The organism is Rhizobium sp. S96, from assembly GCF_030382195.1.
Classification (GTDB): Bacteria; Pseudomonadota; Alphaproteobacteria; order Rhizobiales; family Rhizobiaceae; genus Rhizobium.
In genome coordinates this window covers 1-13,331 of sequence record NZ_JAUDRY010000017.1, presented here as the reverse complement: position 1 = coordinate 13,331, position 13,331 = coordinate 1, and the positions used below count along the sequence as shown (strand labels likewise).

The following is a 13,331-nucleotide window of genomic DNA, read 5'->3' as shown; positions in this document are numbered from 1 at the left end:
CCGGTTGTGGATCCGTCGAGGGTTTGCTTTCGGATGAACGAGATTGCCGACCTTCGAACGCTATTCGGCCTGATGCGACGTCAGGTCTGGACGATACTGGCTTTTGCCGCGGCGATCTTTCTTCTGACGCTCATCGTCGTTTTCTCCGTGACGCCGCGATATACGGCGCAAGCACTTCTCCTCGTCGATACCAGTTCCAAGAACCTGCTTGATCCAGATACGGCGTCGGCAAACGGGCTGACGGATAATTCGCGGGTGGAGAGTGAGGTTCGGATCATTCAGTCCGATGCAGTTCTGCTCGATGTCGTCAGGGACGGCAATCTGCTGTCGGATCCGGAGTTTCGGCCGGGTCGTGGCGCGATCGCACGCATCCGTGATCTGTTTGGGGGGGAGACTGCCCCGGCATCCGAAAGCGTTGTTCTTGGATCGGTGCTTGCCTCGTTGAAAGAAGCGGTCAGGGTTCGGCGAGAAGGCCTGACCTACCTGATCACGGTCGGGGTCACCTCACAGGATGCCGAGAAGGCTGCAAGGCTCGCCAACCTGGTGACTGCCGCCTATGTCAGGAACCAGGTGGATGGCAAGGTCGCGGGCACGATTGCCGCTCGCAACAGCCTCCAGCAGCGGGTGTCCGCGGCCAAGCAGCTGCTGGCGGAACATGAGAACGAGCTCGACGCCTTTACGGCTTCCCATCATGACCTGCCGGGCTTCAATATCGACGCAGCGCCGCGAATTTCCGCGGCCGGTTTTGGAACCATGGCCGATGGCGGGAGTGCCGTCCCCTCTGCAACGGTGACCCAGTTCTACAGCCTTCAGCAGTCGTCGCAGATTGCCAGAGCCCAGTATCAGAACCTGCTCACCCGCCTGCAGGACTTCGAGGCGCAGGCAACGCTGCAACTCGCGGACAGTCGCGTCGTCTCGCAGGCAATGGCGCCAATCGACCCTTCCTATCCGAAGACCTTGCCGATCCTGGCCGTTATGGCGCTGGTCGCCGTTGGCATTGGTCTGGGCGCTGCCTTTCTGCGCGAGTTTTTCGTCGGCGGGTTTACGGGCGAAGATCAGGTGAGCGCGGTGTTGAACATTCCGCTGGCAGCAGTGGTGCCGCATCAGGAGGGGAGCGAGCTGGACAAACCGCATGGCCGTGGCCTCTCGGACACGATCATAACGGCGCCGCTTTCGGTCTTCTCGGAATCGATCAGGCGGATCAGGGTGTCCGTCGAGCAGGCGTTGCTCAGCCGAGCGGCATTTCTCGATGACGGCCAGGAACAGGGGATCGTGATCATGGTGTCGTCGCCGTCGCATCAGGACGGCAAGTCGACGCTTGCGGCCTCGCTTGCACGAACCTATTCCCGCGCCGGCAAGCGAACGCTGCTGATCGATTGCGATCTGCGCAAGCCCAGCATTCACCGGCATGTCGATCGGGAGCCAACGCCGGCGTTCGTCAATCTGCTGCGGGGGGAGCCCGATCCCGGGCTTGCGAATATCGTCGTGACCGACAATGCGACCAATCTCTCCGTGATCCTGGGAGCGCGTCCGGCCGAGTTTCCGACCGACGACCTGCTGATGAGCCCGAAAATCAGGGCGCTGCTTTCGCGCGCCCGTCAGCACTTCGACTATGTGGTGATCGATACGCCGCCGGTCGATGCGGCGGTGGATGCGCTCTATCTTGCGCGCCTGTGCGATGCGATTCTCTTCGTTGTCCGCTGGGCCAATACGCCTCAAAGCGTGGCTCGCAAGGCTGTTGCCGAGCTCAAGGCAAACGTCCGTGACGGTGTTCCGATTGTTGCGGTGTTGAACCGGCAGGATCAGAAAAAGTGGCTGAGCTTCGGCGGTGTCTATTCGCCGTCGAGGACCTGAGACGATGCCGGCGAGCACAGCCGGTTCGAATGTGAATGCAATTTAAACGATATGCTCGGTTGAGCTTGACATTCAGGTTGTTTTCGTAAAAGTTTAGTTAAATTGCAAATACAACCGACGCCTTATTCTTGATGGAATAGCATATCGGCCGCCCGATATTGGCAGCCGAGCGCGTGGAATAGCATTTTTCAGAAAATCATAGCGAACAAGACATGGTCGAGGGCATGCGGATTCTCGTTCACGACTATTCCGGACATCCGTTCCAGATCGAGCTTTCCCGTTGTCTGGCACGACGGGGCCACACGCTGCTGCACGTCTACTCGGCGAGCTTCCAGACCCCGAAGGGCGATCTCGCCACAAAAGCCGATGATCCCGATACGCTTGACATCGTTGGACTTTCGCTCGCCGAAACCTTCCAGAAGAACAGCTTCTTCAAACGGAGATCGCAGGAAATCGAGTTCGGCCGGATGGTGGCGCGGCAGATCAGGCATTTCCGGCCCGACATCGTCCTGTCCTCCAATGCGCCGCTCGATACACAGGCGTTGATCTATAAGGCCGCGCGTGCCTGTGCCGCGAAGTTCGTCTTCTGGCTTCAGGACATCTACAGCGAGGCGATCAGTCGGGTCGTTCCGAAGGCGCTTCCGGTGCTCGGCGGCGTGATTGCGGCTCGCTACCGGAGACTGGAATATTCGCTCCTGCGACGCAGCGATCATGTGGTCGCGATCACCGAGGATTTCGTTTCGGTCCTACGACAAGAAGGTGTTGCGCAGGCGCGGGTCTCGGTTGTCGAGAACTGGGCGCCGTTGGGCGAGATGACGGACGCTGGAAGCGAAACTGCGCTGCCGGCGGGCGAGGAGGGGCGGACCCGCGCGATCTATGCTGGGACCCTCGGATACAAGCACAATCCCGATATTTTGCTCGCCGCCGCCAAGCAGTTGCCTGTTTCCATCGAGGTTTTTTCCGAGGGGAAAGTCGCCGACAGCCTTTCCCGCCGCGCGACCGAAGAAGGTGTTGCCAATCTGTCGGTCAGGCCTTGGGTACCTTTCGGTGATCTGCCGAAAGTGTTGGCGAAGGCCGATATCCTGATCGCGATGATCGAGCAGGATGCGGGGATATTTTCGGTACCATCCAAGGTATTGACCTATCTCTGCTGCGGGAAGCCCATTCTTGCCGCGATCCCGACGGGAAACCTTGCACGCCGGATCATCGAAAGGGTGCAGGCCGGGCTTGTCTCGTCACCAAGCGATGCGGGGTCGTTTATCGAAAACCTTCGAAAGCTTGCGGGGGATGTGCCTTTGCGTAAGGCGCTCGGCGCGAACGGGCGGGATTACGCGGAGAAGAATTTTGACATTCAACGGATCGGCGATCGTTTCGAGGGGATTTTCGCCGGTCTGTTCTTGCCGGAGTTGAAAGCAATCTAACGCTGGGGGGCGTAGCGTGCGTGGGAAGACTGCTCTTGTCTGTGGTGCCGGTGGCTTCATCGGCAGCCATCTCGTTCAACGATTGAAACATGAGGGCCTTTGGGTTCGCGGGGTCGATCTGAAGTTTCCTGATTACGAGGAAAGTGCGGCCGATGAGTTCGTCATTGGCGATCTCAGGAGCCAGAGTGTTTGCGAACAGGTGATCGACGGTCGCTTCGACGAGGTCTATCAGCTGGCTGCGGACATGGGTGGCGCTGGTTATATCTTCACTGGTGAGCATGATGCCGACATCATCCACAATTCGGCGACCATCAATCTCAACGTGGCGAGATTTTCGCGGCTGCAGCACATCGACCGCATCTTCTATTCGTCGTCGGCCTGCATCTATCCGGCCTACAACCAGGAAGATCCCGATAACCCCAACTGCCGGGAATCCTCTGCCTATCCGGCCGCACCGGACAGCGAGTACGGGTGGGAGAAGCTGATCTCGGAGCGGCTTTTCCTCGCCTACAACCGCAATCACGGGATGACCAACCGGATCGCCCGGTATCACAACATTTTCGGCCCGTGCGGGTCCTGGGAGGGCGGCAAGGAGAAGGCGCCGGCGGCGATCTGCCGGAAGGTCGCGACGGCTTCCTCTGGCGGCGAGATAGAAATATGGGGTGATGGGCTGCAAACGCGGTCGTTCCTCTATGTCGACGAATGCATAGAGGGGACGACGCGGCTGACGCGCTCGGACTTTCAGGGGCCGGTGAATATCGGTTCGGATGAAATGGTGAGCATAAACACGCTCGTCGACATGGTCTGCGACATCGCGGGCAAGCGTCTTCACAAGCGGCACATTCCTGGGCCGACCGGAGTGCGCGGTCGAAATTCGGACAACCGCCTGATCGAGGAGAAACTCGGCTGGCGTCCATCACAGAGCCTGACGATCGGACTTGAGAAGACCTATGAGTGGATAGAACGGCAGCTGATGCGGAAGGCGGCGTGATGCTGCCGGAAGCAACGGTCGCCAGATCGACAGCCCTTCGAAGACTATCCCAGAATGGCCATGCGAATGCTCTGTTGCTGATCACCAGCTTCGGCATGGGGCAGGGCTCGATCTTTCTCGCGCAGACCTTGCTCGTCAGTCGCGACGCATTCGATCTTCTCGCGCGCTTCGGCGTCTCCTTCTCCTTCGCGATCCTTGCCTTGATGATTGTCGATTGCGGGGCGGTCACGACGATTGCCAGGCGCGTTTCGCTTGCGGATGCGGCAGGACGGCAGGCCGAGATCGGGCGGTGTTACTGGGCTGCGTGCCGCGTGCGTTTCTGCATTGCCGCCGTCGTGGCGACGGTCGGGGTCGGTTATGCCCTCGTGTCGGCGGATCCGTTCTACCGCTTCTATATCTTGTCCGCCATTCCGGCGCTGTTCCTCTGGTCGTTCAATGCTGCCGGCGTGTTCGACGGCATGCAGCTCAGCGGCATCAGCGGAGCGACCAGCGTTCTGGCCTATCTCTCATCGGCGTTTGCTCTCGTGTTTGCAGCGCACGAAGCGCCCAGCATCGCTGGCCTCGTGCTCGGTGCTGCGCTTTCGGTCGGCTATGCCTTTGCCGTCGTGGCCCAGTTGGTAGTGCTGCGTCTGCTGCGTTGCTTGCCTCGGCCGGTGGACGTCACGCGGACGCAAAGCCTGGAATTCGCGCGGGAAGGCGGCGCCGTCCTGCTTTCCGTCCTTCCGGGGCAACTGTCATTCCGGTTTCAGATCGTCGTCTGTTCGCTGGTTCTGGGGGAGGTGGCGACCGCGCTCTTCGTTTACGGGCGCCAGATAGCAGCTGCCGTGTCGCAAGTGCTGGACTTCGTTCGCAGGGCACATTTCGCAGTGCTTGCCAGAAATCTGCTATCGGCGGCAAAGCCTTTTCGGGCTGCGTTTCGAACCCAGCGTTTGGCAACCCTGCTGGCGGTGGCCATGGCGTCGGGCCTGCTCGTTGGTGCCGCCGGCTGCTCGATACTGCTCGACGGTGCGCTAGCAAGCGCGGCAGCCGTCGTCGCGCTGTTCTCTGTCGGCATTCTGACCGGCGCCCTGGCGCAGACGGTGGCGCAGGCCGTGCAGGCGTTGGGGCGATATGCTCTGGTTGCATGGGCGATGAATACCGCCATGATCGCTTGTCTGGTCGCGAGCGCGGGCCTCGGCTGGTGGCTCGGGCTCCCGGGGCTGGCAACCGCGGAGGTTCTGAGCCATGGTGTCATGGTGCTTTGCGTCTGCCGTCCCCTCCGACGAACGACGCCGGCCGTTTCTGTTCAGGTCAACCCATGATCCGGATCGGAACGGTACTTGCCCTCTATCTGGCCAATCTTCCTTTCGCCGACAGCGCGTTTGTGGTTCTGCTGACCTTGCCCATGCTTGCGATGGTTCTGGCAGGCTTGGCGCGGATCGGATCAAGGCAGTTCCAGGTAGGAGACGTGTTCTGGTTCTGCCTCTTCATCTACTTCGTGATTTCGCCGCTGCAGCGGCTGCATGGCGACCAGATCGGTGGGGTGACGGCGATTACGACCTTCGCCTACGAGCCGGAGGAATACGTCGCGGCAATGATCATTGTCGTTCTCTTTTGCCTTCCCTTTCTTTTCGTCTCGATGGAGAAGGGCGAGAAGACGCCAGCCTCGGTGGAGCCAGGGCTGACCGGCTTGCTGGTCGTGAACCTCACGTCCTTTGCGTTGTTCGTTCTGTCGGAAGGCGGTCTTGATCGATTGCTGCTGCCGCGACTTGAGCAGGATCCATCGCAATCATTCATCGCGGGCATGCTGTTTCTGGCTGCGCAATCGGTCACGACCTGCCTGATGGCCGCTCGTTTCCGGTTGACGCAGCAGCGGGTTGCCGCAGCCATTCCCTTGCTGGCGGCCGTGCTTCTGCTCGCGATCTCACGCAACCCGTTCAACGCGCCGCGTTTCATTCTGCTCGCCGTGTGGGGACCCATCGTGCTTGCGCTCGCCGGCGGCAAGGTTTCCGCCTCGAAATTTTACATCGCCAGCCTGCTCGCGCTGACCGTCGGCTTTCCGATCCTCAATATCACGACGCGATCGGGTCTGAACGGGCTCTCCGATCTCTCCCAATTGTCCGTTGTCGGCAACTTCTTCGACATTCCTTCCATCGACGTCTTCGACACCGCCGTTCACGCCGTTCGTTTCATGTCCGCCCACGATCATCTTTGGGGTGAAAAGCTGACTGCTGTGGTTCTCTTCTTCGTTCCGCGAGCAATGTGGGAAGGAAAGCCGATCGTCGGTGGCCTGGATATCGGCAATGAGCTGTTCTCCGCGGGCATGTACGGCACGCCAAACCTGTCGTTCTTTCTGGGCTGCGATTTCTATATGGATTTTGGTTTCCTGGGTGTGGCGCTGGGCGGCACTATCGCGGCCATGTTGCTGCGAAGTGCGCTTCGTTCGACCTGGGGCAGCTTCTTCCAGGTTGACGTCATGCATTTCGTTATTGCGTCCTCGCTTCCGATCCTCCTGCGCGGTCCGGTGGGTGCGGTGCTGCCACTCTTCACCTGTCAGATGCTCGTCATGCGACTGGCAGCGATCTCGGTTCGGCGCGACGTGACGCGTGCGGTCAGTGCAGCGGAAGGATAAAGCCGGTGATGGAGATGGAACAGAGGCGACTGGGGATATTGGATGCCCAAGCAAACGGATCGCGGAGCGGCGGCCCGAGCTTCAGCCTCAGGCACCGAGCGCAACGCGCCGTGTGGAAATTGACCTGGGCGCTCCTCGGTGCATGGACGCCGGCCCCGCTTCATCCTTGGCGGGCGCTGCTCCTGAGGCTCTTCGGCGCGAAACTAGCGTCGAACGTGCGCGTCCATGGCTCGGCGAAGATATGGTACCCGCCGAACCTCACAATGGAAGCCAACACGCTGATCGGCCCTGGTGTGACCTGCTACAGCATGGCGCCGATCCGCATCTGCGCGCACGCCATTGTGTCGCAAGGCGCCCATCTTTGCGCCGGCACGCATGACATCGACGACCCGCATTTCCAGCTGGTTGCGCGGCCGATCACGATCGGCGCCAATGCCTGGGTAGCTGCCGAGGCATTCGTCGGGCCGGGCGTGATCGTTGAGGAGGGCGCGGTTCTCGGCGCGCGAGGTGTTGCGTTCAAGGATCTCCCCGCGTGGAGCGTCCACGCGGGAAACCCGGCCCGGTTCATTCGGCAGCGAGTGCGCATTACCAGCCCATAGCAAGCGTGGCGGCGACCCACGCCTCCGCGACGATGGCATAACCCTGGTCGTTGAGGTGGATAGGATCGGATCGCAGCGAACGAGGAACGATGCGGGCGGCACGGTCCTCTTCATCGAGCGCGCTTCCATTGCCCGCAGCAAGAAGCGCGGTGTGCAGGTCGACATAGTGCGGCCCGTAGCGTCGGAGCAGTTCGCTGTTCAGATCGAAGATGGCCTGTTTCGTCGGCGGCGTGTCGCCTGCCGAGGTCAGGATCGAACCGATGAGAAACCGTCCGCTCGTCGTGTGCGCCACCATCGACGCGATATCGGACAGGACGGCTGCCTGATCCATTGCGTTGTTGCGTCCGGCCCAGATCCATTGAAGGTAGCGTCGATGCGACATGGCCTCATCGGATTTGAAGGGTGTTTCATAGGGCACCGGGATGCAGTCACCGGCAACGCTTCTGGTGAAGTTGCATGTCGAGCCGGATTCGACCGTCAGCGTTCCCCGCGTGCCGGCGACGGTACCGCCGGCGCTGGCCGAACTGGTACCGTGGAAGACATCGATTGATCGGTATGTCACCGGAACCTGCGGACTGTCGTCTCCCCATTCGACCACGATATTGTCGAGCGACCAGACGACTGATGTGCCGCTTGTGAGGATCGCGAGCGCGCCACACACCGGATTGCCGAAATCCATGTTCCCGCTGGTGAAGACGAGCTCGTGATGACCGCTGCTGCTGATCACCCAGGTCGGGTTTCCGTCGGCGGTTCTCGTCGCCCAGCTGCCGCCCGGCGTGTTCAATCCACCGACGTGGATCAGGCCGGTCCCTACGGGAAAGTCGATATCGAAGGCGATGCGGATCAGCTTGCCCTCAGGGATTGCAGCAACTGCCAGCTCGCATCCCCGCAGTGTTCCAGCATCATCGTTTTCAATGACAAGCTTCCCGCCCTCCACACGTATCGGTGTCGTGTGCCCATCCTGCTGGCGGGGCGTCCATCCCTCTGCTGAAGCGCTGAAGCGGTGCGTCGTGGAATAGGTCGGATGGTATGCCGGTATCTGCCCGTCGCCCGGCGTCAACTGCAGAGCCGTCTCGCTCCCGCCCGCCTCGAACTGCCCGGAGAAAATGCGCAGCGTAAGATCGATCGTGCTCCCTTCGGTGACACTCAGCAGGATGGTGGACCGTATGAACCGGTGCGTTGCCAGCCCCGTTGCTGCGACGTGGCTGCGCGTGCCGTCGAGTTGAAACGAGGGCGCGGCGATTTCGTCGAGGTAGCCTCCCAGTTCATCGGCTTCAATCAGCAGCAAGCGCAAACCGACGACGCCGGCGGCCGATCCGCCGACCAGCTGGGCGTCCGCGGATATCGTCCAGCTGCCGCCCGGCTCGATTTCGTAGTTCGCGGCGATCGCGCCATAGACCAGTCGGCCGATGTCGGTGAACGATGCGGTTGCCGTGCCCTGAATGCGGACATCGCCGTATGGCAATCCAGTCTCGTCGCGGCCCTTCTGTACGAGCAGATGAGTGAGCCCGTTGATGCTGCCGCCTTCGAATGTATCCATCCAATCGCGGCTATGCGGGTAAAGGTTCTTGGGGTTGCTGTCGCGCACAGCGATAAGCAGCGGCAAGCCGCCCTGACGCGCCGCGATTTCGGTCGAACTCTGCCCGCCGATGCCGCGGTTTGCCACGGTTCGGGCTGGCGTGAAGAGATTTGCGGCAACCGCGGGATATGCCTGAGCAAGGCTTGATGCACCTGCGCCTGCGGTGAGACTGTCGCCGTACGCGACGATTGTGACGGAAACCGACGCTTTCGGGACATCGGGTTGAGCGACGCCGAGACTGAAACCAACATGCATGTGAGATCTCCATACGGATTTAGGAGTTTAATCCTATCGCATGGCCGGCGTGCGGGGATGTCTTTGGAGGAGATCGCCCATATCTATATGGGCCGGACGACTTCAAAAAATGGTATCTCGAATTCATCGCTGAACAGGCTGCGCGTTAACAAACGAGGTCCACTAAGGGCCGGTTGCGGACATCATGCAGATGACCTCTTCGCGCCAATTGCAGTCGCCAGTGTTCATCCATATAGGTTGGGTAATGATCGCCTTGGCGGGGTACTGAATGCGCGCAGACATTGGACACCGATTTAATGAAATGGCGGCTGAAATCGTGGCAAGGAGCACCGAACTTGTCACTCCCACCATCCCGAAAAGTTTGGTCGATTGGCTCGTCGAAGCGAGCTTCTACAACGGCTATTTCTTAGGACCGCGTAACCCACCTGGCTCCATAGATAAACAGATCGCCGAGGCAACTACAGATTTAGATGACTTCTCGGTGGAGATGCGCCTAAACAAAGTTCATCTGCAGGATGACCTAGACTATGCCTATCCTGCTCAAGACATGGTCCTGATATATTTTTCTATCTGCGACTATTTTGCCCGCTACTTGGTAAAGAACCGCATAACAAATCCTATGCTACTCTGGTATTCAACGGATGCTTTCGATCCCGACGCCGAGTTCCCAAGCCACACTATGAGCTTCGGATTCCCCCGATCCACGAGCGATTACTACACTCTGGATGTTTCTGAAGGGCCGCAAGCCCGCATCGGCACAAAGATCACGCTCGCATTCTGACCGTATTGCCGCTTCGGGCCGAGAGCCGACATCAACCCGCATTGCGCCAACTGCGGACATTGCAAGTTTATTAGGTCGCCGTAAGGTCTGGCATAGTGCTACAGCAAGGAGCCGAGTTTCGGATGAAACAAAATTGGGAGCAGCTAGCAGACTACTTCATTGCTGCGCAGTTGAGATCTGGTGATGATGGAGCAAAGCGAGCGCTCGGCGCAATTGGAGACATTGCAAAGCACATCAATCAGAGCACCTTGTGCCTAGAGCTGTTTGGCTGGTCATCTATGCTCGATCTCTGTGTTCAACAAACTGATGTCGCCCCATTTAGTGGCCCTTATCTTCGAATTTCACCGTTGCCTTCAGGGATGATTGAGTTCCGCTATATCGATACCATGCTCGAGGATCGACAGTGGCACCGGACCGAGGCGCCAGCGCAAACAATCGGGCGGTTGGAAGCGTTTTTTGATCAGCTATGTTGGCGTAATCGGTCCGCTAAGGGCCGATAGACATCGACATTCGTCCGCTTTGTGCCAAGACCGGACGTTGACACGCGCAATAACTGTGATGCCTATCATTTCACATAGCGTTTCGTTTGGAGAAGAACATGCTGACATTCGCGAGTGCGCGACGGCTCGCGGAAGCTTGGGTCCAGATAGTCTGCGGAGCGGGAGTCGAGATCGTACAAGAAGCGACAATTGCAAAGCCGTACGGTTGGATCTTCTTCTACCAATCCAGCGCTTTTCTGACAGAGCCTAGCGACCTCTCAGACGCACTGGTCGGGAATGCACCGTTTCTCATCGACCGCTATAATGGCCGAATAGAGGTTCTCGGAACCACTCAGCCAGTAGCAGATTATCTACACGAGTTCGAAAATTCCCTGTCTCCGCCGCAACTACGCATAGCGCCCGAATATCCTGTTTGGTGATGGCGGCTTTGACCGATAGCGTACCCCACGGCCCTATGGGCGGGACGGTCGAGTTCCGCCAATTGCAGTGATTGGATTTGCAAGCTACCTTTCCGGAATGTCCTTAGCGCGAAAAGTTATCCTCCACGCACCATTGTCTGATGAAGCCCTGCTGGAAGCCTTCGTTGAGCAATGCCTTGCCGACCGCGTTTCATTGCTAGCGATTATCGGGGCCGGTTCTGCAGAACTGGAAGAAAGGGTAGATTGGATAGTGGTCGGCGATGGCTCAACGCCAGATAGGTTCCTGTGTACCACTTCTCACTCCGATGAGTCGTTGACGGAGGTGCTCGATATGCTTGCGGCTTGCGAGGCCAACGAAGGCGGCAGTGTGGAACAAGTGTATCTTTAGTCCGCTAAAGGCCGATAGCCGACATCGACAATTGACCGCTTTGTGCGCCACAGGCGGACATTTGTTATGCGCGATGATCTCTCGGCCATTGCAGCGGGATAGACCGGCTGCTCGTCATATCCACGGCCAAGGATGCGTTCTTTTCGACAAATTGCCGGGCTTCCTTTAGGGTCGTGGGATACTTCACACCGAGCCGATAATACGGAAAGCCTCTTGAGATAAGAAATGCCGCCACCGCCCACCCCTTCTTGTCGGCAGCGGAAGGCGCACGGAAATCCGACCCTGTCCTATAGGTTGTGCCCGCGCAACGTGGGCAAGTCTTCTGTGTAGCGTCGGCGCGCCGTTTGAAGACCCGTTGACAGTCAAGGCAAGCAAATTTCGTCAGGGAGCGGGTCATGCGGTCTCGCGATTTGTACAGAGATAATCCCGAAAACTGCTGCATTCCGCACATCGTTGCAAGTGTGAGATGACAGCTTTGGACCGATAACCGAAATCGATAGCCGGCGGTTTTGCGCCAAAAGAAGATATTGACGTACTACATGAAATTTCTACTCTAGGCTGCCCGCTAAGGCGGCCAGAGCGAGATATCCATATGGAACTGAGAATAGGTCTCGTGCTGGCGGTTTCCGCCGAACAGACATTCATTTTCGATATGACGACGAATGAGGAGTTTGAAATAGCCTCACCGAACAACGCCGATATTTCGCTCCAGCTCCAAATCGGACCGAGGGATGAGAACTGGACAGAGACCTTTTTTACCAGAGTGGTCACCCCCAACAATGTGCCAGGCGGAACTAGCGGCATGAAAATAATGCGTATCCATTCGTTCGTGTTCGAAACGCTCAAAAAGTATTTGATCACGGCTGTTGCAGCTTGCGAGCGAGAAACGTGGAACGAATGCCTGGATGAACTACGCTCGAGGTTTCTTTGGGAATGGGACACGCCGAACAAAAAGAAAAACAAAACTTGAAGGGCTCCGGCCACGTCAATGACGGATAGCGTTTGCATGCGCGTGTGAAGCCAGCAGGAGGGATAGTGGTTTCTTTGGAGTTTGTGACCTTCCTGCCCTGTGTCGCTATTATGGCATCCATGTACATGATGCGCCGAGGTATCTGGGCTTGGATGTCCTGCATATTGGCCGGAGGCTCCTTAGCCATCGCGGTGGTATTTCTCCGAATGGGCGTCGTTCAAAGCTGTCAAATTGATGAGAGCGAGTGTCTAGGTGCTCAAGCGACATCCTATTTTGTGTTAGCATTCTGGATGTTCATGGCAGTGGGGTTTGTTGTTCGCTTTGTGGTCGTGCATCGTTCAAGCCGCTAATGAACTGGCCCGCTTAAGGTCGACTGCAGTCAAGGCGAATTCTGACCGGATGGCGTTACCGAACGTATGGCAGACCGATCCCTTGAGTAGAACATACCTGTTCATAGTCCGCTTGGATATCGAACAGATCTTTAAGCAGGAATTCAAATTCCTCGCTTAAATCTTCTAGTTGGCCAGTCGCAAGAAGTTTTTGCATGTTGGCGATCTGTGTCACGATTGAATGCAGTGAGTCTCCTTGAAAAACCACGCCTGGGAACTTTCGTTCAGGCAGTTGGACAACAGCGAAATTGTGAGCGGGTGTCAGCAGTTTTGCGCGTTCGTGCATAGGTGATCCTCGGCTAATTTCAGAAACGACCATATTTGCGAGTGAGTCCGCAATGGGCCGCTAGCGGACCCCGCCGCCCAAACATCGCTATGCCAGATTCGAGAGATGCTTGGCGAGCGCCCGGTGATGCCGGGCTCTGTCTTCGTCTCCGAAAGCTAGTGCCGATCTGTCCAGAAGGTCGTGTGTGAACTGCACCCCATTTCGACCGGACAGTCGGCATAAGCAGAAAGGCTCAAGCACAGGCTTGAGGACAGGCTTATGTCTAACGAGTATCGACACGTTGAATTG

General features: G+C 58.3%; 13 protein-coding genes. 11 read left to right on the top strand and 2 right to left on the bottom strand.

The window, feature by feature from the left end; translation table 11 throughout:
- The first annotated feature begins 33 nt into the window (after nucleotides 1–33).
- From QTL94_RS19140 to QTL94_RS19115, 6 genes are all read left to right on the top strand, one after another.
- Entirely contained in the window at nucleotides 34–1,854 is a 1,821-nt protein-coding gene (locus QTL94_RS19140) for a Wzz/FepE/Etk N-terminal domain-containing protein (protein WP_289802895.1), read from the top strand.
- Between the two features lie 224 nt (nucleotides 1,855–2,078).
- A complete protein-coding gene (locus QTL94_RS19135; protein WP_289802894.1) occupies nucleotides 2,079–3,275 on the top strand; it encodes a glycosyltransferase family 4 protein in 1,197 nt (398 codons plus the stop codon).
- 16 nt (nucleotides 3,276–3,291) lie between these two features.
- A complete protein-coding gene (locus QTL94_RS19130) occupies nucleotides 3,292–4,266 on the top strand; it encodes an NAD-dependent epimerase/dehydratase family protein (protein WP_289802893.1) in 975 nt (324 codons plus the stop codon).
- The gene (locus QTL94_RS19125) at nucleotides 4,230–5,567 is read left to right on the top strand and encodes a polysaccharide biosynthesis protein (RefSeq protein WP_289802892.1); all 1,338 of its coding nucleotides are present in this window, start codon (nucleotides 4,230–4,232) and stop codon (nucleotides 5,565–5,567) included. Before QTL94_RS19130 ends, QTL94_RS19125 begins: the two co-directional genes overlap by 37 nt.
- Complete coding sequence (locus QTL94_RS19120; RefSeq protein WP_289802891.1) at nucleotides 5,564–6,877, top strand: hypothetical protein; 1,314 nt, start codon at nucleotides 5,564–5,566, stop codon at nucleotides 6,875–6,877. Before QTL94_RS19125 ends, QTL94_RS19120 begins: the two co-directional genes overlap by 4 nt.
- 14 nt (nucleotides 6,878–6,891) lie before the next feature.
- Nucleotides 6,892–7,476 (top strand): LbetaH domain-containing protein, encoded by a 585-nt coding sequence (locus QTL94_RS19115; protein ID WP_502944159.1) that lies wholly within the window; start codon nucleotides 6,892–6,894, stop codon nucleotides 7,474–7,476.
- On the opposite strand, the gene QTL94_RS19110 is transcribed toward QTL94_RS19115, so the two are convergent.
- Nucleotides 7,463–9,310, bottom strand: a complete 1,848-nt coding sequence (locus QTL94_RS19110) for an SGNH/GDSL hydrolase family protein (protein WP_289802890.1) — start codon at nucleotides 9,308–9,310, stop codon at nucleotides 7,463–7,465. The two genes, QTL94_RS19115 and QTL94_RS19110, sit on opposite strands and share 14 nt — an antisense overlap.
- A gap of 268 nt (nucleotides 9,311–9,578) precedes the next feature.
- Here QTL94_RS19110 and QTL94_RS19105 point away from each other — a divergent pair, with 268 nt between their 5' ends.
- The 5 genes from QTL94_RS19105 to QTL94_RS19090 all read left to right on the top strand — a co-directional run bounded on the left by QTL94_RS19105 (nucleotide 9,579) and on the right by QTL94_RS19090 (nucleotide 12,368).
- Nucleotides 9,579–10,091 carry a hypothetical protein gene (locus QTL94_RS19105; RefSeq protein ID WP_289802889.1) on the top strand — a complete coding sequence of 171 codons (513 nt, stop codon included), beginning with the start codon at nucleotides 9,579–9,581 and terminating at the stop codon, nucleotides 10,089–10,091.
- A gap of 122 nt (nucleotides 10,092–10,213) precedes the next feature.
- Nucleotides 10,214–10,591 carry a hypothetical protein gene (locus QTL94_RS19100; protein ID WP_289802888.1) on the top strand — a complete coding sequence of 126 codons (378 nt, stop codon included), beginning with the start codon at nucleotides 10,214–10,216 and terminating at the stop codon, nucleotides 10,589–10,591.
- Nucleotides 10,592–10,689: 98 nt separating this feature from the next.
- The gene (locus QTL94_RS28365) at nucleotides 10,690–11,010 is read left to right on the top strand and encodes a YrhB domain-containing protein (protein WP_354666067.1); all 321 of its coding nucleotides are present in this window, start codon (nucleotides 10,690–10,692) and stop codon (nucleotides 11,008–11,010) included.
- 67 nt (nucleotides 11,011–11,077) lie between these two features.
- A complete protein-coding gene (locus QTL94_RS19095; protein WP_289802887.1) occupies nucleotides 11,078–11,398 on the top strand; it encodes a DUF7684 family protein in 321 nt (106 codons plus the stop codon).
- A 592-nt stretch (nucleotides 11,399–11,990) separates the two neighbouring features.
- Nucleotides 11,991–12,368 (top strand): Imm8 family immunity protein, encoded by a 378-nt coding sequence (locus tag QTL94_RS19090; RefSeq protein ID WP_289802886.1) that lies wholly within the window; start codon nucleotides 11,991–11,993, stop codon nucleotides 12,366–12,368.
- Nucleotides 12,369–12,773: 405 nt separating this feature from the next.
- Here the strand turns inward: QTL94_RS19090 and QTL94_RS19085 are convergent, their stop codons facing one another.
- Entirely contained in the window at nucleotides 12,774–13,043 is a 270-nt protein-coding gene (locus QTL94_RS19085) for a DUF6959 family protein (protein WP_289802885.1), read from the bottom strand.
- Nucleotides 13,044–13,331: the final 288 nt, after the last annotated feature.

Excerpts from the sequence above, each read along its gene's own strand:
- QTL94_RS19140 (WP_289802895.1), top strand. The coding sequence starts at position 34 with ATGAACGAGATTGCCGACCTTCGAACGCTATTCGGCCTGATGCGACGT.
- QTL94_RS19085 (WP_289802885.1), bottom strand. The coding sequence starts at position 13,043 with ATGCACGAACGCGCAAAACTGCTGACACCCGCTCACAATTTCGCTGTT.
- QTL94_RS19110 (WP_289802890.1), bottom strand. The coding sequence starts at position 9,310 with ATGCATGTTGGTTTCAGTCTCGGCGTCGCTCAACCCGATGTCCCGAAA.
- QTL94_RS19120 (WP_289802891.1), top strand. The coding sequence starts at position 5,564 with ATGATCCGGATCGGAACGGTACTTGCCCTCTATCTGGCCAATCTTCCT.
- QTL94_RS28365 (WP_354666067.1), top strand. The coding sequence starts at position 10,690 with ATGCTGACATTCGCGAGTGCGCGACGGCTCGCGGAAGCTTGGGTCCAG.
- QTL94_RS19135 (WP_289802894.1), top strand. The coding sequence starts at position 2,079 with ATGCGGATTCTCGTTCACGACTATTCCGGACATCCGTTCCAGATCGAG.
- QTL94_RS19100 (WP_289802888.1), top strand. The coding sequence starts at position 10,214 with ATGAAACAAAATTGGGAGCAGCTAGCAGACTACTTCATTGCTGCGCAG.
- QTL94_RS19115 (WP_502944159.1), top strand. The coding sequence starts at position 6,892 with ATGGAACAGAGGCGACTGGGGATATTGGATGCCCAAGCAAACGGATCG.
- QTL94_RS19105 (WP_289802889.1), top strand. The coding sequence starts at position 9,579 with ATGCGCGCAGACATTGGACACCGATTTAATGAAATGGCGGCTGAAATC.
- QTL94_RS19090 (WP_289802886.1), top strand. The coding sequence starts at position 11,991 with ATGGAACTGAGAATAGGTCTCGTGCTGGCGGTTTCCGCCGAACAGACA.